This window comes from Erythrobacter sp. HI0063, assembly GCF_001635685.1.
In the GTDB taxonomy this organism is placed as follows: Bacteria; Pseudomonadota; Alphaproteobacteria; order Sphingomonadales; family Sphingomonadaceae; genus Qipengyuania.
In genome coordinates this window covers 63,638-82,859 of the sequence record NZ_LWFF01000306.1, presented here as the reverse complement: position 1 = coordinate 82,859, position 19,222 = coordinate 63,638, and the positions used below count along the sequence as shown (strand labels likewise).

The following is a 19,222-nucleotide window of genomic DNA, read 5'->3' as shown; positions in this document are numbered from 1 at the left end:
CGCTCGTCCTGGCTTCGCATCCTGCCGCAACTGACATGGGTGTCAACAGGGTTGCGATTGAAAACCCAATCCGGTCCCCGCAGCGTCAGACGGCAGGCGCGCCCTTGTTTTTCGGCTTGCGGCCGGCAGGCCCCGATTTCATCACCTTGCGCCGGAACAGGCGCGCGCCCACCCGCACGAAGATCGCGACCCACATGACCTGCCAGACCAGCGCGAGCAGATGGGGCCACAGTGCTGCCGATTGCGCCGCGCGGCCCACCATCGCGTAGGGCGAGGATAGCGGGAAGATGCAGGCGAACAGCTCCATCGGCGATCCGATATCGGTCATCGCGAAAGTCGCCAGGAAGAACACCGCCAGTTGCGCGATGGTGGCGGGCATGGACAGGGTCTGCACATCGCGCACCGTCGCCGCCATCGAGCCGACGGTGAGGAAGATCGACCCGATCAGGAGATAGGCGAGCGCGAAATAGACGACGAACAGCGCGACGAAGAGGGGCCAGCCGATTGCGGGCGCAACCAGCGCAGGGATCGCCGCCCCGCCGAGCAGGATGGCCACGCCTGCAATCGCGCCCCACACCGCCAGACCCACGAAGCTGACGCCGAGCATGGCGAACAATTTGCCCACGAACACGGCATCCATCGGAATCGCGGCGGCGAGGATTTCGATGATCTTGTTGGCCTTTTCCTCGACCAGATTGGACAGCACCATTCCGGCCAGCAGCATGGTGAGCAGGAACAGGAGCGTAATCCCTGCCGTGGCGGTCCCGGTCTGCGCGGTGCGCGCGCTGGCGACGCTGCTGCTGGTGGGATCGAGCACGACGCTGGGATAAGTCGCGCTGTCACCCATGGCACGCGCAGCCAGCAGAGCGACGCGGCCGCGCCACCGCTCGATCTGGTCCGGCGTTCCGGTAAGGCGCGGCGCGGCGAGCGACCCGGTCAGGACCGCGCCGAAATTGCGGTCGCGGTCTTTCAGAAGCGCGCGGGGCTCCGTATCGTTCGCGCGTACCGCCTCGACGATCGGCAGGTCCACCAGCGGCGCGAGTTCCGCATAGGCGCGGCGCAGATCCGCGGTCTCCTGCGGCGACAGGATCACTGCGAGCCGCGCCGGTTCCGCGCTGCCCGCCGCCTTCGCGCCGAGCATGCCTGCGCCGAGGCTGATTCCGCCGAAGAAGATCGGGCCGAGCAGGAAGAGGAGGAAGGCCTTGCTGAACAGGATCGCGCGCATGTCGCGCCGGGCGATCACCCAGGCGGCCTGCCACAGGGAAAGGCGCGAAGCGGTCATGCCGGCACCTCGTCCTTCATCGCCTTCGCCGCTGCGGCGCCTGCGATTTCGACGAAGGCGTCGTGCAGCCCGGCCCGCTCGATGGAGAGCGACAGCACGCCTGCCTCACCCTCGATGAGGCGCTTCAGCAGCGCCTCGATCCCGCCCGCAGGCAGGGGGAAATACCAGAAATGGCTCCCGTCCTTCTTTGGATCGTGCCGTGCGTCATCGGGCAGCGCGGTGCACCATGCGCCTTCGGCTCGGCGAGTTTCCAGCCGCACCTGCGCGGGAATGCGATCGCGCGCGGCATCGACCGATCCGGCATAGGGCACCTTGCCGCCTGCGATGATCGCGACATCGTCGCACAACCGCTCGGCATGGTGAATCACATGGGTGGAGAAGATCACCGTCACGCCGTCGGCGGCGAGCTCGCGTATCATCACTTCCAGCTTGCCCTGATTGATCGCGTCGAGGCCGCTGAAGGGTTCGTCGAGCACCACCAGACGCGGGCGATGGACCAGCGTGCCGAGCAGCTGGACGGTCTGCGCCATGCCCTTCGATAATTGGCGGATCTGGCGGTCCACCGCGTGGCCGAGGCCGTGCGCTTCCATCAATTCGCGCCCCCGCCTGCGGCCTTCGTCAAGCGGCAGCCCCCGCAGCGCGCCCATGAAGGCGATCGCCTCGTCGCATTTCATCGCCGGATACAGGCCGCGCTCCTCGGGCAGGTAGCCGATCAGGCGCGCGATATCGTGCGGGCGGTCATGGCCGAAGACGCGGCGAACACCCTCGTCCGGGTCGATAATGCCCAGCAGCATTCGCAGGGTCGTCGTCTTGCCCGCGCCGTTGGGGCCGAGAATACCGTAGATCGCGCCTTCGGGCACAGAGAGGTCCACGCCGTCCACTGCCAGCGTATCGTCGAAGCGCTTGACGAGGCCTTTTGCTTCGATCGCCAAAGTCTCGATTAGGGGAGTTTGCGCTTGGGTTGCCATCCGGGTGCAGGTAACCGGCACGCGTGAACCGGAGCAACAGCAGATTGGTTAACGCCACGTCTTTTCAGGAGGATCTGCGCGCCGAAGCGACCGCGCTCGGCTTCGCGGCCTGCGGCTTCGCGAGCGCGGCCACCGATCCTCTGAATGGAGAGCGGCTGGAGCAATGGCTGGGCGAGGATCGCCATGGCTCGATGGAATGGATGGAAGCGAGGAGGGAGCAGCGCGCCTCCCCACAAGGCCTCTGGCCCGACGCGCGGAGCGTCATCGCCTTGGGCATGAGCTACGCGCCCGACGGCGATCCGCTGTCTCTGGAGAGCGATTCCGAAGCCGCGCGCATCTCCGTCTATGCGCAGGGGCGCGATTATCACGACGTCGTGAAGAAGGCACTGAAAGCGCTCGCCCGCTGGATGATCGCGCGTGAGCCGGAAAGCGAATTGAAGGTCTTCGTCGACACCGCGCCGGTGATGGAAAAACCGCTCGGTCAGGCGGCGGGGATCGGCTGGCAGGGCAAGCACACCAATCTGGTCAGCCGCGATCACGGCAGCTGGCTGTTTTTGGGCGCGATCTACACGACACTCGATCTCGCCCCAGACGCGCCGGGCCGCGATCTGTGCGGATCGTGTCACAAGTGTCAGGATGCCTGCCCGACCGACGCCTTTCCCGCGCCTTACCAATTGGATGCGCGGCGCTGCATTTCCTATCTGACGATCGAACACAAGGGACCGGTGGCGGAAGAATTCCGCGCCGCTCTGGGCAACCGCATCTATGGCTGCGACGATTGCCTGGCGGTCTGCCCTTGGAACAAGTTCGCCGACACGGCGCACCGCCACCTGAAGCTCGCCCCGCGCGAAAAACTGGTCGCGCCCCGCCTCGCCGAATTTCTCGGCTTCGACGATGCGGGCTTTCGCCAGTTCTTCTCCGGCTCTCCCATTAAGCGCATCGGGCGCGACCGGTTCGTGCGAAACTGCCTCTATGCGGCGGGAAACAGCGCGGATCCGCAATTGTTGGAGCAGGTCGAAAGCCTGCGCGGCGACTCCGATCCGGTGGTGCGCGACGCGGCCGACTGGGCCGCTGCGCGGCTCAGAGAAGCTCCTTGAGCGGAACCTCGCCGTCCGCCAGCAGCTCCGGATCGATTTCGGCGCGCGCTTCGATCAGTTTCTTGCCCTGAACGTAATCCTTGACCCGGTTGACGCAATCGAGCGCGATCACGCGGCCTTCCTTGAGATAGACGACCGAAAAGCTGCGCGCTTCGGGATCGCCGCGCAGCACCGCTTCGTCATGATCGAGCGAGAGGCCGACCGTCTGCAGCTTGAGATCGTACTGGTTCGACCAGAACCACGGCACGGCCTCGTAAGGTTGCTTGTCGCCCATGATCGCCTTCGCGGTGCAGGTCGCCATGTCGTGAGCGTTCTGCACCGATTCCAGGCGGATCACCGCATTGTCGGCGAAGGGATTGGCATGCGCCGCGCAGTCGCCGATCGCGTAGATATCGTCCACGCTGGTGCGGCAATATCCGTCGACGTCCACGCCGTTCGATCCCGCCGCGCCTGCGGCGATCAGCGGGCCGACCGAGGGGACGATGCCGATCCCGACCACCACGATGTCGCAGGCGATCGCTTCGCCCGCATCCGTGATGACGGCGGCAACTCGCCCATCCTTGCCCTCGATCCGTTCGACTGCGGTTTCCAGCCGCAGGTCGACGCCCTGGCGGCGGTGTTCCGCTTCGTAGAAGCCGCTCAATTCCTCGCCCGCGACGCGGTTGAGCACGCGGCGCTGCGCTTCGAGAACCGTGACTTCGCAGTCGAGCTTGCGCAGGATCGCTGCCGCCTCGAGCCCGATATAGCCCCCGCCGACCACTACCGCGCGGCGCGCGCCGGTTTCGAGATCGGCGCGAATGGCATCGACGTCCATGCGGTGGCGCACCGAATGAATGCCCGCAAGGTCCGACCCGGGACATGACAGGCGGCGCGGATCGCCCCCGCCAGCCCAGATAAGCTTGCGATAGCCGATCCGTCGCCCGTCACCCAGAACGACTTCCCGCGCCATCGCATCGACTTCGGAGACGTTGACGCCCAGTTCGACCGCAACGCCCTTGTCCTCCCAGAAGGAGGGCGGACGGATCAGGATACGCTCAAGCGGCTTGTCGCCGGCGAGATATTCCTTCGACAGCGGCGGGCGCTCGTAGGGCGGGGTGCGATCGCGGCTGAGCATGAGGATCGAATCCTCGTGCCCCTGCTGGCGCAGCGCGATGGCGGCCTGTGCGCCGCCATGCCCCGAACCCACGATGACGATATCGGCTCTCTCCATGTCGGCGGGGATTGCCGTTCGAACGCCTGCGGTCAAGCCGCGCCTACCGACCGAGCAGGTTCCGGGCCATGCTGGCGATCTGGGCCAGCGCAGCCGGAGCGACCGGGTTTTGCGCGTGGGCGCGGTTCACCATGGTGCGGAACTGGCGCACCGCCACCTCGTTCTCGCCCGTCCATTTCTCGATCATCGCCGGCATGTCGTCCTTGGCGCCCTTGCGACGCGACAGGCGGCGCAGGAAGTCGATCCGCATCTGCTGGAAATCGCGCGCGAGCCCGGCGACGAGCAGGCGTTCCCACACATCCGAGGGATCCATCATCGCCGAGGTCGCCTGCGCCCAGTCGAGGCCGAGGGCAGCGCCCAGCTCGGTAAAGGCGCGGGTCAGCGAGCAGGTCTCGATCTCCTGATCGCGCGACAGCTTGGCAAGGCCGACCGAGCCGTCCATCTCGAACAGATGCGCCACGCGTGCCGCCAGAGGGGCGGGCGCGCCGATCGCGGCCATTTCGCCGATCAGCTTGCCCGATTGCTGGCGGGTTTCTTCTGCCAGCAGATTGTCGGTCTCTTCGCTCAGGCGTTGGACGCCTGGGCTCAGTTCTTCGAGCACGGTTCCGAAATCGCCGCTGCCGACGCCTGCGCCGATCAGGTCGGCCATCTGGATGCGCAGACCGCGCGCCGCCTGGTCGAACAGCTGAAGCCGCGCGGCCTCGGGCATGTCGGCCGTGTCGATATCGGCCCAGAGCGCTTCCATGTCGAACAGCTGCGATGCGACCACGAAGGCCGCAGCCACCTGGTCGAGCGTGGCGCCTTCCTCTTCGGCGAGCTCGAACGGATGGACGAGGCCCATGCGATTGACGATCCGGTTGGCGAGCTTGGTCGCCACCAATTCGCGGCGCAGACGATGGCTGAGGATTTCCTCGCGGTATTTGGTCTGCATCGGTTCGGGGAATGCCGAAAGGAGCAACGGTTCGAGCGTTTCGCCCTGGCTGAGCGGGCTCTTTTCGATCGAGTCCTGAAGGGCGAGTTTGGTCGAAGACAGGAGCACGGCGAGCTCGGGGCGAGTCAGGCCCAGGCCGTCGCTTGCGCGGCGCCCAAGCGTCTCATCATCGGCGAGGCCTTCGGTCCGCCGGTCAAGATTGCCGCCTTCCTCCAGCTTTTCGATCAGGCGTAATTGCGCTTCGGCCGCGCGCGAACCGCCGATTTCCGCGATCGAGAGGGCGAGCGCCTGCATCCGGTTGTCTTCCAGCACCAGCTCGGCAACTTCGTCGGTCATCGTTTCGAGCAGGGCATTGCGCTTGGGCTCGGACAATTTGCCCGCCCGCTGCGCCGCGGCCAGCGCGATCTTGATGTTGACCTCGTTATCCGAACAATCGACGCCCGCCGAATTGTCGATGAAGTCGGTATTGATGCGCCCACCGTCCAGCGCGAATTCGATCCGGCCTGCCTGCGTCACGCCCAGATTGGCGCCTTCGCCGATGACCTTGGCGCGGACATCGCCCGCATCCACGCGCACCGCATCGTTGGCGGGATCGCCGACCTGCACGTTGTTCTCGCGTTCGGCCTTGATGTAGGTGCCGATGCCGCCGAACCAGATCAGATCGACCTGCGCCTTCAGGATCGCGGAGATCACCGCGTCGGGCTCGTGCGTCGCTTCGCTGAGGCCCAGCGCCTTTTGCGCCGTCTTGGACAGGGTCACGCTCTTGGCGTCGCGCCGGAATACGCCGCCTCCGCGCGAGATCAGCTTGTCGTCGTAATCCTCCCAGCTCGATCGCGGCAGGGCGAACAGGCGCTGGCGCTCCGTGAAGCTTGCCTTGGGATCGGGTTCGGGATCGATGAAGATATGGCGATGGTCGAAAGCTGCGACCAGCTTGATCGCTTTCGACAGCAGCATGCCGTTGCCGAACACGTCGCCCGACATGTCGCCACATCCGACGACCTCGATCGGCTCGCTCTGCACGTCGACGCCCATTTCGCGGAAATGCCGCTGGACGGACACCCATGCGCCCTTGGCGGTGATGCCCATCGCCTTGTGGTCGTATCCGTTGGAGCCGCCGCTGGCGAACGCATCGTCGAGCCAGAAGTCGCGGCTCTGAGCGATGCCGTTGGCGACATCGGAGAAGCGCGCCGTGCCCTTGTCTGCGGCGACGACGAAATAGGGATCGTCGCCGTCGAGGATCCGGACGCTGTCGGGATGCACGACTTCGTCGTCGACGATATTGTCGGTGACCGACAGCAGCGTGCGGATGAAAACTTCGTAGCTGCTCTGGCCTTCCGCCGCCCAGCCATCGCGGTCGAGCACGGGATCGGGCAATTGCTTGGGATAGAAGCCGCCCTTCGCGCCGGTGGGCACGATGACCGCGTTCTTGACGCGCTGCGCCTTCATCAGGCCGAGGATCTCGGTGCGGAAGTCGTCGCGCCGATCGGACCAGCGCAGGCCTCCGCGCGCCACCGCGCCCGCGCGCAGGTGAATGCCTTCGACCCGGCGCGAATAGACGAAGATTTCGCGCCAGGGGATCGGTTTGGGCAGATTGGGGACGAGCTTGGAATCGATCTTGAACGCCAGTGCCTCGCCCGCCGCCGGAGCGAAGGCATTGGTGCGCAGGATCGCGTCGATCAACGCGCGATAGAGGCGCAGCAGGCGGTCGTCGTTGATCGCCTGAACCTTGGCGAGTCCGCGCTTGATGGCGGCTTCGGCATCCGCGATGGCATCGTCCCGGCTGGACCCGAATTCGGGATCGTGGCGCGCGGTGAACAGCGCGATCAGCGCGCGGGTCACGTCGCGGGCACCGCTCAGCGCATCGACTACGGTGAAGATCGTGAATCCCATGCCGGTCTGGCGCAGATAGCGATAGAAGGCCCGCAGCCAGTTCGCTTCGCGCGCGGTCAGTCCGGTTTCGGCGACAAGGCGATTGAAGCAGTCGTTTTCCGCTTCGCCGTTCAGAACGGCAGCGATCGCTTCCTCGATCGCTTCGGCGCGATCGACCAGCGTTTCGGCCTCGATACCCGGATTCAGGCGCAGCGCGAAATCGTGGACCGTGCCCAGGCGGCCATCGTCGAGAACGGTCGGCATCTCCGACTGGACGTGAAAGCCGAAATTTTCCAGCGCGGGAACCGCGTCGGACAAAGGCAGGCTGCCTTCGGCCTGATAGAGCTTGAGGCGCAGGGTTTCGGGATCGCCGCTCTGCCCCCGATAAAGGCGGGCGCCGCGCTGGCGCGTTTCGCCATGCTCGCTTTGGCCCTCGGCATGCGTGCCCAAAGCGCGTAGCCGTGCGATATCGAGCGCGGCTTCCGACGCACCGAAGCGCCCGCGATAGGGGGTCGGAAACGATTCGGCCCAGCGCAAGGCGATGGCCGCGGCACGGCTGCCTTCGAATTCCTTCGCCAATTCGGTCTCGACCGCTTCGGTCCAGCCGCGCAGCATGGTTTGCAATTGATCGTCGAGCGCCTTGGCGTCGATTTCTCCCTCACCGTCGCGAATATCGAGGACGAAGCGCAGCATGGCGAGATTGCCGCCTTCGACCTCAAGGCTCCAGTCGAGCATGCGGGCATCCGCGCCCTGTTCGAGCAGGGCCTGGATTTCGAGGCGAACCTGTGTCGCCAGCATGTCGCGCGGCAACCAGACGAAGGCGAACAGATGGCGCGAAAGGGGCGCTTCGACCAGCGCGAGGCGCGGGCGTGGCCGATCGACCAGCGCCATCATATTGGTGGCGATGCGTTCCACGTCCCGTTCGGCGAAACCTACCAGGAGATCGTGCGGCAGCGTGGTCAGCGCATGGACCAGTGCCTTGCCGGCATGGCCGTTATAATCGAAATCGAGCCGCGCTGCGATCGATGCGAGCAGATCCTTGAGGCGCGGCACCGAACGCGGCGGCGCGGCGAGCGCGGCACTGGTCCAGACCCCGGCATGGATGGAAAGCGCGGCAACCTTGCGCCCCTTGCCCTCGCCCTCCCAGCGCGGGACGATGAACAGGTCGAGCGGCACGCGGCGGTGGACGTTGGCGACGCGATTGGCCTTGATGATCAGCGGAACGCGCGTGTTCTTCGCATCCTCGAACCAGGCGAAGGCGCGATCGTAGGAATTTTCGGCGAGCAGATCCTGCGCGCTCTTGCGCACGATACCGAGCGCTTCGGTCGTCTCGCCCTTTTTCGTGCGGACCATATGGCCGAGTTGAGTGAGCATGCCCTGGTTGAGCCAGCGCAGCATTTCCGCGCCCTGTTCGCCCTCCTCCCCGAACGCTTCGATCGCGTCCGCATCGGCCAGCATCGCGCTTTGCAATTTGGGCCAGTCCTGAACCGCCGCGCGCACATCGCCCAGCGTTTCCTTCAGGCTCGCCAGCAATTCGCGGCGCTGACGGGCATCGACGCGCGAAGTTTCGATGTAGATCATCGATTCATAAAAGGCGTCGTCGGGATCGCTATCGAGGATGGTCTCGAGGCTGCGGTCGCTGCCCCGCACGACCGGCACCACGGGATGGACCAGTCGGTCGATCGACAGACCGCTCGCGGCGATGGCGGCGGCGGTGGAATCGACCAGGAACGGCATGTCGTCATTGACGATGGCGATGCGCATGAAGCGCCGCTCTTCGCTAAGGGACTCCAGCGCGATGGCGGAGCGGTTCATGTCCCGCGCCGCTCCGGCTTCGAGGACGAACCGCGCGGCTTCGTGCAGGCGGTCCTTGTCCATCGGATCGTCGCCCGGGAGCAGCGAGTCGCGCATGCGTTCGGCGAGACTTTCGACCAGCTTGGAATCGATGGCGGGCGCCTGCCCGTCGGTCTGTTTCGGGGCGGCTTGCTTGGAACCCATAGAACCTCTCGGCGGGCGCGCCGGAAAGGGCGGCCCGGTCTCTCCTGACGCGCTCTCTCCAGCGCGGGTTTACGTAGCGGCCCCTAGGCCTCTCAAGCGTGAGCCGCAAGCGTGTCGGGCGTGGATCGGGCGGTCAGTGCTTCCATTGCGAGGGCAAGCGAGCGAGTGCGGGCCTGCGGGTCAAAGGTCGCGCCGCCGAACACCACTTCCTCGGCGCCGGTGCGCGCGATGAAGGCCTGGACCTGGCGCGCTACTTCTTCGGGCGTCCCAATGGCGCTCGCCTGGCCGACATGATCGACGATGGCGCGGGCGCGCGGGTCCAGCGAGGCGCGATAATTCGGAATGGTCGGCGGCAGCTTGCCCGGTTTTCCGGTGCGCAGACGGACGAAGGATTGCAGCTGCGAACTCGCCAGCGTCTCCGCCTCCTCGGTAGTGTCGGCGCAGAACAGGTTCATCGCGACCATGACATGCGGCTTGGCGAGCTCTTCGCTGGGCTCGAAGGTTCGCCGATAGATTTCGAGTGCGCCGTCGAGATGGTCGGGCGCGAAATGGCTGGCGAAGGCATAGGGCAGGCCGAGTCGAGCGGCCAGTTGCGCGCCGAACAGGCTCGATCCCAGCATCCACATCTCGACATCGGAGGAATGGCCGGGCGTGGCGCGGATCGCCGTCTCGTCCTCGGCGCTCAGATAGGCGCGCAATTCGACCACGTCCTGCGGAAACATCTCGGCGGCGCGGTGCAGATCCTTGCGCAAAGCGCGTTGCAATTCCGGCCCTGCCCCAGGTGCACGGCCCAGGCCGAGATCGACTCGTCCCGGATACAGCGCGGCGAGCGTGCCGAACTGCTCGGCGATCTGGAAGGGCGTGTGGTTGGGCAGCATGATCCCGCCCGATCCGATGCGGATCGTGCTGGTGGCGCTGGCGATATGGGCGAGCACGACCGAGGTCGCGCCACCGGCAATGCCTTCCATCGCATGGTGTTCGGCCACCCAGAACCGCTTGCAGCCCGACTGCTCCGCCGTGACGGCGAGATCGGTCGCTGCGGCGAGCGCTTCGGCGACCGTGCCGCCTTCGCGGACGGGGACGAGGTCTAGAAGGGAAAAATCGGTCATCGTCCGCGCGGCTCCGTCTGCTGCGTCCCGCCGTCGAGGCGGGTAAGATAGGTGCGTGCCCGGCCCGCTTCCACGCTTTCGGGAGCGACGTCGATCACCGACTGGAAGCTGGCGCGAGCCTGCTCCGCGCGCCCCGCCATCGCGGCGATGACGCCCGCTTCGAGGCCCACCGCCGGATCGCGCGGGGCGAGCGTGGCGGCGTATTCGATATGCCGCTGCGCTTCGCCCAGCCGTTCGAGCCGCCGCGCCAGAGTGGCCGAGAGCAGCCAGGCCTGCGGGTTCGCCGGATCGGCCTCGCGCGCCGCGGCGAGAGCGGCGACCGCGTCGGGAGCCCGATCGCCCGCGACCAATGCGCGGGCAAGATCGGTGTTGAGCCCGGCGGTCAGCGAAGGATCTGCCGCGCTGTCCGCATCGGCGATGGCGCGTTCGAAGGCAGGGATCGCCGCCTCCGCCTCGCCCTGCGCCAGCGCGGCGTGACCGCTCATGCCCGATAGGCGAGCGCGATAGGCGGGATTGGTGATCGGAGCCGCCTCGCGCGCATCATCGAAAGCGATGCGCGCATCGTCGAACCGCTCCTGCCGGACCAGCGACAGGCCGAGACAGTGGAGGGCAGGGGCGCGCTCGTCCGCTGCGGCGGTTTCAAGCCACGCGCGCGCGAAGGCTTCACCTGCTTCGGAATCCTGTCCGGCGCTGGCGAGGCATTCCGACAGGCGCGAGGGCGTGGCGGCGGGTGCCGCTTCCTGCCGCTCGCGTTCGGCGGATCGGCGGCGCTGTTCGGCCACTTCGGGCGGCGTGATCGGCTCCGCGAGGGAGGGGTTCGGCCCGACCTGGGCGAGCATGAGGGAAAGGATCGAGGTGATCATGGCGTCTGAGTCCGTTCGGCGGGAGAGGCGGCGGCGAGGTCACCCACCACGCGCAGCAACAGGGCGATATCCTGCGGGCGCGAGAGGCGGTGATCGCCATCCTTGACCAGCACCACCTGTATGTCGTCCGAACGCAGCTTTTCGGCGAGGCGGAGCGAGATGGCATAGGGCACGTCGCTATCGCGCTGCCCGTGGATGAGGCGCACGGGCATCGATAGTGCAATCGGCCCGTCGAGCTTTTTCGATCGCTCGCCATCGGCGAAGAATTGCGGATAGGTCGGGGTGGGATCGGGGCCGTAGGGATTGCCCTCGAACACCGTCTCCCCGCGCGACAGCTGCGCTTTCTGGTCGGCATCGAAGCCCCAGTCGGTGAAGTCCGGCGCGGCGGCGATGCCGACAAGACCGGCCACGCGGCCACCGAGCGCTTCCGCCACCAGCAGCATCAGCCAGCCGCCCATCGACGATCCGATGAGGATTACATCGCCCTCGATCCGGTCCGTCACCAGTGCGACGACCTCGTCCCGCCAACGCGACAGCGTGCCATCGGCGAATGCGCCGTCGCTCTCGCCGCAGCCCGAATAATCGAGCAGGAGGCATTCGCGCCCGCTTTCGCGCGCCCAGTCGATCAAAGCGGTCGCCTTGCTGCCCGCCATGTCGGACATATAGCCGGGCAGGAAGACGAGGGCGGGGCCGGTGCCGGGAATATGGCGGTAGGCGATCCGGCGCCCCTCCGGCCCTTGGAAATATTCGGTCAGCGCGTTCATGCAGGTCCATCTCGGCATGGGGACGGCGCATTGCAAGCAATCGACGCAGGCTCATTCGCGCAGGAAAATCTCCTCGATCGCGAGATCGAACAGATCGGCGATCCGGAAGGCGAGCGGGAGCGAGGGATCGTAGCGACCGGTCTCGATCGCGTTGACGCTCTGGCGGCTGACCTCCAGCCGGTCGGCAAGGTCTTGCTGGCTCCAGCTGCGTTCGGCGCGCAGGACCTTGAGGCGGTTCTTCACCGCACCTCTCCCCAGCTTCCATATGTGATTTTGTTGGCCAATGCGCCGAGGCCGAGACCGAAGCACCAGATTGTCGGCCACCAGAAGGCGGCGATATGCGGCGCAAAGTCGTAGATTTTGAGAAACCCCCAGATTGCAGCGCATGTCAGAGCGATGCCCGTTCCGATCAGGCCCTGGCGGATATAGAGCAGGCGCATGAATTCGTCCTTCTCCTCGACGATCAGCGCGCCGAAGACCCATACTACGCCCGCAAACGCGAGACCGGGCAGGATGGCCAGGATGACTGCGGGAGCGCCGGACAGCCCATAATCCTCGATGAGGATTTCGGCGGCGAACAGACTGGAGAGATAGAACGTCATCAATCCCCCGATCCTCAACAGGTAGCGCTGCGAGGCGGCAGGCTTGGTATTCCCGGCGCGCGCCCAGCCAAAAGGGCGAGCACGATCAGCGCCACTGGAAGGATCGCGAGAAGCCAGGCGCTCTCGCGTTCGAGCGCGCCAGTTTCCGCGAGTATCAGTATCGCGAGCGCCGACAGGATGCCGGAGGCTGCAAAGCCTGTCCGCAAACGCTTCGACCCAATGGCCATGTCAGCCCTCCACCCGAGAGGCGCGACCGCAGGCGTGCGAACGACCCAGCCAAGCCTGCGGGAAGGCTGCCAGCAAAGTGAGTGGCGCGAATTGGGCGATCTTCTCAGGCACCATATCGAAGACGGCCAGAACGGCGACGCCGATCATAGCGGCGGCGAGGAGCAGGGCGGAGCGGGGGGTCTTCATGGCAGGAGTCCTTCTCTTTGTGTCAATGAAGCTTTACGCTTGGTTATGCGGATCGTCAAGCTTACTTTCCATAATGACTGGTGTACTTGTCTTCTCCCCGCGACGCTAGGTTTGCGCGGGCAGTCTTGATCCCGTCACGAACCGGGTCCACGCCTATCGTCCTGAGGAGATCGACCTATGTTCCCGACCGAACCGCCCGCCGCCGCCATGCTTCCCGCGCTCGACCGGCGCAGCCTGTTGAAGGGCGGTCTGCTGGGCGCAGGCGCTCTCTCGGCCCCGCTTTCCGCGCAATTTTCAGGGCAGCGCGGGTTCACCCACGGCGTCGCCAGCGGCGAGCCGGGTGCGGACCGGGTCTTGCTGTGGACGCGCTATGCCGCCGGGCAGGACACGCCCCTGCGCTGGCGCGTGATGGAGGGGGATGCCAATCGCCGGGTCGTAGCCGAGGGCCAAGCGACCGCATCGCCGACCCGCGATTTCTGCTGCAGGGCGCAGGTGAGCGGGCTCGAGCCGGGCAGATGGTATTATTACCGCTTCACCGCGCCCGACGGGACCGAGTCGGACGAAGGGCGCACGCGCACGCTTCCCGCAGGGCCTACGTCGCGCTTCCGCATGGCGGTGTTTTCCTGCTCCAATATGGGGTTCGGCTGGTTCAACGCCTATGCGCATGCCGCCGATGCGAACGAGTTCGACTGCGCGCTGCATCTGGGCGATTATTTCTACGAATACGGGCCGGGCACCTACGACAATCCCGATTTCGCCGCGCGCCAGCCCGATCCGGCGCGCGAGATAGTGGCGCTGGCGGACTACCGCGCGCGCTATGCCCAGTATCGCAGCGATCCCGATCTGAGGCGGCTGCATCAGGTCTATCCGATGATTTCCGGCTGGGACGATCACGAAAGCGCGAACGATAGCTGGAAGGGCGGGGCGCAGAACCACCAACCCGAAACCGAAGGGCCGTGGGACGTGCGCAAGGCCGCGGCGATGCGCGCGTATCGCGAATGGATGCCGGTGTCGGACGAGCCGTGGACGGCTTACGAGATCGGCGATCTAGCCACGCTATTCCGGCTGGAAACCCGGCTCGAAGCGCGCTCGGAACAGTTCGATTATGCCTCGATCCTGTCGGGCAAGGCGACGCCCGAAACCGCATCGGCGGCGCTCGCGGCGTTTCGCGACGGCGTCTATGCCGATCCCGCGCGCGAAATGCTCGGTGCGCGTCAGCAGGCGTGGTTGGCGGAAGGACTGATGCGGTCGGTGCGAGAGGGCAAGCCGTGGCAGGTGCTGGTGCAGCAGGTGCTGATGGGCAAGCTCGCCACCGCGCCGCGCCTCGCTGAAAATCTTCCCTCCGATATGGCCGAGCGCACGCGCCGCTATGTCGAGGCGGGCGCGATGGCTTCGCGGAGCGAACTGCCGCTCAATCTCGATGCGTGGGACGGGTATCCCGCCGCGCGCGAACGGGTGCTGCGCGCCGCGCTTGAAGCGGACGCGAATCTCGTCAGCCTCGCGGGCGACACGCACAATGCCTGGGCCTTCGATCTTGCGCAGGACGGGGCGCGGGTCGGCGTCGAATTCGGCGGCCAGTCGGTGACTTCGCCGGGGCTTGAGAACTACGTCACTTACGTGCCGACTGCGGAGCTGGAGCGCGAGACGGTGGCCTTCAATCCCGAACTGCAATGGATGGACGCTTCGCATCGCGGCTACATGGCGGTGGAACTGACGCCGGGCAGCGCGACGAGCGAATATCGCCTGATGGGCGCACGCCAGCGGGGCAGCGGCGTCGTCGGTACGCGCCGCATGACGGCGCTGGCGGGCCAGAAACGGCTGCAGCCGGTCTAGAACGGGGCAGCAAGCGGATCGGAACGGTTGAGAAGCGAGCGAGGAAAGGCTATTTCGCTGCCCATGACGCATATCGGCGCCACTTTTTCGACTACCACCATGCCGGGCCGCGCGCACGAGGGCTGACCTCGCGCGTGCCGCCCGGCCATGATCCCGGTCGGGTGGCGCGGCGTCCTTCCCGATCGGTTCTCCTCGATACGCCGCAGCTTGACCGGGCGCGCCGCTCTGGCATGGCGCCCGGCAGCGAGGGAATACGACGATGACGGAACTGCTCAAGATCAGCCTGCCCGATGGGTCCGTGCGCGAAATGGAAGCCGGATCCACTCCGGCGGATGTCGCCGCCGCTATCGGCCCCGGCCTCGCCAAGGCGGCGATCGCGGCGCGCGTGGATGGAGAATTGCGGGACATCAACCGCCCCTTCGATGGCGATGCCGAACTGGCGCTGGTGACGAGCCGCGACGAGGAAGATGCGCTCGAACTCGCGCGCCACGATTACGCCCACGTCCTGGCCGAAGCGGTCCAGTCGCTCTATCCCGGAACGCAGATCACCTTCGGCCCTTCGACCGACGATGGTTTCTATTACGACGTCAAGGCGCCGGAAAGCCGCGACCCGTTCTCGATGGACGATCTGCCCGCGATCGAGGAGGAGATGCGCCGCATCATCCGCGCCGACAAGCCGCTGAAGCGCGAGGTCTGGAGCCGCGAGCAGCTGATCGAGAAGTGGGAAAGCGAAGGCGAGGTCTTCAAGGCCGAATGGGCGAAGGAACTGCCCGAGAACGAGGAGCTGACGGTCTATTGGAGCGGCGAGGACTGGCTCGACATGTGCCGTGGCCCGCATCTCGCCTCCACCGGCAAGCTCGACCCCGACGCCTTCAAGCTGATGCGCGTCGCGGGCGCATATTGGCGCGGCGACCAGTCGAATGCGCAGCTGACGCGCATCTACGGCACCGGCTGGCTCAACAAGAAGCAGTTGAAGGCCCATCTCACGCGGCTGGAAGAAGCCGCCAAACGCGATCACCGCAAGCTGGGCCGCGAGATGGACCTGTTCCATCTGCAGGAAGAGGCGCACGGATCGGTCTTCTGGCATCCCAAGGGCTATCGCATCTGGCGCGAGCTCGAAGCCTATATGCGCCGCAAGATGGACAATGGCGGCTATCGCGAAATCAAGACGCCGCAGCTGATGGACGTGCGCCAGTGGGAACAGTCCGGCCACTGGGGCAAATATGCCGAGAACATGTTCGCGGTGCCCGACATGGTGCCCGAAGTCGACGATAGCGGCGCGGGATCGCACCCCACGGTGGCGAAAGATGCCGACTGGATGGCGATCAAGCCGATGAATTGCCCCGCGCATGTCCTCGTCTTCAAGCAGGGGATCACCAGCTATCGCGACCTGCCGATCCGCCTCGGCGAAATGGGCTGCTGCCACCGCAACGAACCGCATGGCGCGCTCCATGGCCTGATGCGCGTGCGCCAGTTCACGCAGGACGATGCGCATATCTTCTGCACCGAGGAGCAGGTGGTGGAGGAAGTGCGCAAGTTCTGCGCGCTGGCCGATGCGGTCTACAAGGATTTCGGCTTCACCTACCACGTCAAGCTGGCGCTGCGCCCCGAAAAGCGCTTCGGGAGCGAGGCCGATTGGGACAAGGCCGAACAGGAATTGCGCGATGCCGTGGCCGAAGCGGGCATGGCGAACGAAGAGTACGGCTGGGAAGAACTCCCCGGCGAAGGCGCGTTCTATGCGCCCAAGCTCGAATGGCACCTGACGGATGCGATCGGGCGGACCTGGCAGGTCGGCACGATCCAGGGCGACCGCGTGCTGCCCGACCGACTGGACGCAAGCTATGTCGGCGAGGACGGCGAGAAACATCGCCCCGTCATGCTGCACCGCGCGATCTTCGGATCGTATGAACGCTTCATCGGGATCCTGATCGAGCACTTCGCCGGACGTCTCCCCGTCTGGCTCGCCCCGGTCCAGGCGGTGGTCGCAACCATCGTTTCGGATGCGGACGCATATGCGAAGGAAGCCGTGGCGAAGCTGGAGGCGGCAGGCATCCGGGTGGAAAGCGACCTGCGCAACGAGAAGATCAATTACAAGGTGCGCGAACATTCGCACGCCAAGGTTCCGCATCTCCTCGTGGTCGGCAATCGCGAGGCGGAGGAAGGCACCGTCGCCATCCGCACGCTCGGCGAACAGCAGCAGAAGGTGATGAGCCTTGATGAAGCGATCGCCATGCTGAAGGACGCCGCGACTCCGCCCGATCTGAAATAGGAGTTTCAGAGCCGTTCGTGTCGAGCGAAGTCGAGACACTTGCGCAACCGTGTCTCGACTTCGCTCGACACGAACGGGGCTTGCGGCATGTTCGATCAATTCACTGCTGTTCAGATCGTCGCCGCCTTTTTCGCCGCGTTCGGGTCGGCTTTCGTGCGCGGGCTGACGGGGTTCGGGATGGCGATCCTGATCGTCCCGATCCTGGCGCTGGCGCTCTCGCCCGTCCATGCGGTGTTGCTGACGAACTTCCTGTCGGTCTTCATCGGCCTGTCGGAGATCCGGCGGCTGCTGCGCAATGCGGAGAAAACGGCCTGGACCATCATCGCGCTGGTCGCGGTGACGACGCCGATCGGGCTCTATGCGCTGAGCCTGACGTCTCCCTCGATCGCGCGCGTCGTCATTGCCTTTATCGCGCTGTCGGCTTTCGTCGCGATCCTGCTGCCGCGGCGCGGCGTGATGGATCACCATCCGGCTACGACAGGCGGCGTGGGCATTCTGAGCGGATTAATGACGGGCTATGCCGGCATGCCGGGCCCGCCGGTCGTGCCCTATTATGTCGGGCGCGACATTCCGCGCGAGACGGCCAAGGCCTCGATGCTGCTGATCTTCACTTGTGCGTCAAGCGTGGGGCTTGCCAGCGGAGCGGCTATCGGAGTTCTTGAGCTGAACCTGGCGCTGCTCGCCGCACTGCTGTTTCCGGCGGTGTTACTGGGTAATTATCTCGGCGATCGGCTCTCGGGCCGAATAGCGGACCGGACTTGGCGGATCTGCGTCGGCGTGGTGTTGGGCGCTGCGGCGGTGGCGGCGCTGGTCAAGGCGATCGGTTAGCCGTTACGCGGCTGTCAGAAAGGCAGGATCGGCCCGGCAAAGGCCAGCGCGAGGCCGCAGGCTCCGACCATCAGCGATCGCAGAAAATCGGCGGGGCGCGGCGTGGCAACATGCGTGCGGACGAGAGCGATAGCTTTGGCCATGCTCCCTTGTCGCGCGAGGATGCTAAGAAATTCTTAAGCGCGCCAATCTGCCGCCGGCATCTGCTGGCTGGCGCAGTGGAACCCGCCGCCGCCCGCCAGTACCGCATCGCCGGGCAAGCCGATCGTGGCCCGATCGGGGAAGAGATCGCCGATCGCCGCCACGCCTTCTTCGTCGTGCAGGCTGCCGAAGGTCGGCACCACGACGAGGTTCGACGTGATGGCGAAATTGGCATAGCTCGCGGGTTCGACATGGTCGCCCGACGTCACGAGGCCGGGCGAGGGAATGCGGACCAGATCGACCCCCGCCGCCTCGATCCTGCGCGCGGCATCCTCGTAAATGGCCGCATTCGGATCGTCCTTGCCGGTCGCCTGCGGCAGGGCGATCCGGTTCGCCGCCACGAAGCGCGCCAGATTGTCGACATGCCCGTCGGTATGGTCGTTGATCAGCCCATCGCCCAGCCACAGCACGCGCGTGAAGCCGAGATCGCGCTTCAGCCGCGCCTCGATCTCCTCACGCGAGAGATCGGGATTGCGATTGGGATTGAGCAGGCATTGCTCGGTCGTCACGACGAGGCCCGTCCCGTCCCCGTCGATCGCGCCGCCTTCCAGGATCCAGTCGGCGGTTTCGAGCGGCAGGCCTGCATCCCCGGCCAGCTGTGCGCCGATCGTCTGATCGCCATCCATCAGATATTTGCCGCCCCAGCCGTTGAACTGGAAGCGCCGCGCCACGCGCCTGTCGCCGTCGCTCAGCACCAGCGGGCCGGTGTCGCGCAGCCAGACATCGCCATAATCGCGCCGCTCCAGCGTCACTGCGCCGCTGACGAGTTGCCGTGCGCGCGCCTCGTTGGCGGCGTCGCGCACCAATAGGCGGACTTCCTGCCCGCTTTCCGCAACAGCATTGGCGAAGCCTGCGATCTGCTCCTGCGCGCGGCCCAAGACGTCAGGCCATTCCTCCGCATCGTGGGGAAAGCCGATCCAGAGCCAATCCTGCTTTGCCCATTCGGGAGGCATTGTCGGCGTGGTCTGAGGCATGGCGGTCTCC

The 19,222-nt window shown here is 66.0% G+C and carries 17 protein-coding genes; 4 read left to right on the top strand and 13 right to left on the bottom strand.

Annotated features, from left to right (window positions below; translation table 11 throughout):
* Nucleotides 1-85 precede the first annotated feature (85 nt).
* Together A3736_RS10810 and A3736_RS10805 are read right to left on the bottom strand one after the other, a co-directional pair.
* Nucleotides 86-1,282 (bottom strand): ABC transporter permease, encoded by a 1,197-nt coding sequence (locus A3736_RS10810; protein ID WP_067682839.1) that lies wholly within the window; start codon nucleotides 1,280-1,282, stop codon nucleotides 86-88.
* Entirely contained in the window at nucleotides 1,279-2,250 is a 972-nt protein-coding gene (locus A3736_RS10805; protein WP_067682837.1) for an ABC transporter ATP-binding protein, read from the bottom strand. The genes A3736_RS10810 and A3736_RS10805 overlap by 4 nt, the downstream gene beginning before the upstream one ends.
* Nucleotides 2,251-2,294: 44 nt before the next feature.
* On the opposite strand from A3736_RS10805, the gene queG reads away from it, so the two are divergent.
* Entirely contained in the window at nucleotides 2,295-3,347 is a 1,053-nt protein-coding gene (gene queG / locus A3736_RS10800) for a tRNA epoxyqueuosine(34) reductase QueG (RefSeq protein ID WP_067682835.1), read from the top strand.
* Here the strand turns inward: queG and A3736_RS10795 are convergent.
* The 9 genes from A3736_RS10795 to A3736_RS10755 all read right to left on the bottom strand — a co-directional run bounded on the left by A3736_RS10795 (nucleotide 3,331) and on the right by A3736_RS10755 (nucleotide 13,107).
* Nucleotides 3,331-4,557, bottom strand: a complete 1,227-nt coding sequence (locus A3736_RS10795; RefSeq protein ID WP_067682833.1) for an NAD(P)/FAD-dependent oxidoreductase — start codon at nucleotides 4,555-4,557, stop codon at nucleotides 3,331-3,333. The genes queG and A3736_RS10795 overlap by 17 nt on opposite strands.
* 43 nt (nucleotides 4,558-4,600) lie before the next feature.
* On the bottom strand, nucleotides 4,601-9,355 hold the full coding sequence (locus A3736_RS10790; protein ID WP_067682831.1) for an NAD-glutamate dehydrogenase domain-containing protein: 4,755 nt from the start codon (nucleotides 9,353-9,355) through the stop codon (nucleotides 4,601-4,603).
* Nucleotides 9,356-9,447: 92 nt separating this feature from the next.
* On the bottom strand, nucleotides 9,448-10,464 hold the full coding sequence (locus A3736_RS10785; RefSeq protein WP_067682829.1) for an LLM class flavin-dependent oxidoreductase: 1,017 nt from the start codon (nucleotides 10,462-10,464) through the stop codon (nucleotides 9,448-9,450).
* Nucleotides 10,461-11,327 carry a tetratricopeptide repeat protein gene (locus A3736_RS10780; protein ID WP_067682827.1) on the bottom strand — a complete coding sequence of 289 codons (867 nt, stop codon included), beginning with the start codon at nucleotides 11,325-11,327 and terminating at the stop codon, nucleotides 10,461-10,463. The genes A3736_RS10785 and A3736_RS10780 overlap by 4 nt, the downstream gene beginning before the upstream one ends.
* A complete protein-coding gene (locus A3736_RS10775) occupies nucleotides 11,324-12,109 on the bottom strand; it encodes an alpha/beta fold hydrolase (protein ID WP_233999355.1) in 786 nt (261 codons plus the stop codon). Before A3736_RS10775 ends, A3736_RS10780 begins: the two co-directional genes overlap by 4 nt.
* Nucleotides 12,110-12,142: 33 nt before the next feature.
* Complete coding sequence (locus tag A3736_RS10770; protein WP_067682823.1) at nucleotides 12,143-12,334, bottom strand: helix-turn-helix transcriptional regulator; 192 nt, start codon at nucleotides 12,332-12,334, stop codon at nucleotides 12,143-12,145.
* A complete protein-coding gene (locus A3736_RS10765) occupies nucleotides 12,331-12,693 on the bottom strand; it encodes a hypothetical protein (protein WP_067682821.1) in 363 nt (120 codons plus the stop codon). Before A3736_RS10765 ends, A3736_RS10770 begins: the two co-directional genes overlap by 4 nt.
* A 14-nt stretch (nucleotides 12,694-12,707) precedes the next feature.
* Nucleotides 12,708-12,920, bottom strand: a complete 213-nt coding sequence (locus tag A3736_RS10760) for a hypothetical protein (RefSeq protein WP_067682819.1) — start codon at nucleotides 12,918-12,920, stop codon at nucleotides 12,708-12,710.
* Nucleotide 12,921: 1 nt separating this feature from the next.
* Nucleotides 12,922-13,107: a hypothetical protein gene (locus A3736_RS10755; RefSeq protein ID WP_067682817.1), complete on the bottom strand. Its 186-nt coding sequence runs from the start codon at nucleotides 13,105-13,107 to the stop codon at nucleotides 12,922-12,924.
* A 177-nt stretch (nucleotides 13,108-13,284) separates the two neighbouring features.
* Between A3736_RS10755 and A3736_RS10750 the strand changes: the two genes are divergently transcribed.
* From A3736_RS10750 to A3736_RS10740, 3 genes are all read left to right on the top strand, one after another.
* Entirely contained in the window at nucleotides 13,285-14,940 is a 1,656-nt protein-coding gene (locus tag A3736_RS10750) for an alkaline phosphatase (protein ID WP_067682815.1), read from the top strand.
* 259 nt (nucleotides 14,941-15,199) lie between these two features.
* A complete protein-coding gene (gene thrS / locus A3736_RS10745; RefSeq protein ID WP_067682813.1) occupies nucleotides 15,200-17,209 on the top strand; it encodes a threonine--tRNA ligase in 2,010 nt (669 codons plus the stop codon).
* An 87-nt stretch (nucleotides 17,210-17,296) separates the two neighbouring features.
* Nucleotides 17,297-18,037 carry a sulfite exporter TauE/SafE family protein gene (locus A3736_RS10740; RefSeq protein ID WP_067682811.1) on the top strand — a complete coding sequence of 247 codons (741 nt, stop codon included), beginning with the start codon at nucleotides 17,297-17,299 and terminating at the stop codon, nucleotides 18,035-18,037.
* A gap of 14 nt (nucleotides 18,038-18,051) precedes the next feature.
* On the opposite strand, the gene A3736_RS18165 is transcribed toward A3736_RS10740, so the two are convergent.
* Both A3736_RS18165 and A3736_RS10735 read right to left on the bottom strand, forming a co-directional pair.
* Nucleotides 18,052-18,180, bottom strand: a complete 129-nt coding sequence (locus tag A3736_RS18165) for a hypothetical protein (RefSeq protein ID WP_255362986.1) — start codon at nucleotides 18,178-18,180, stop codon at nucleotides 18,052-18,054.
* A 33-nt stretch (nucleotides 18,181-18,213) separates the two neighbouring features.
* Complete coding sequence (locus A3736_RS10735) at nucleotides 18,214-19,212, bottom strand: agmatine deiminase family protein (RefSeq protein WP_233999354.1); 999 nt, start codon at nucleotides 19,210-19,212, stop codon at nucleotides 18,214-18,216.
* Nucleotides 19,213-19,222 lie beyond the last annotated feature (10 nt).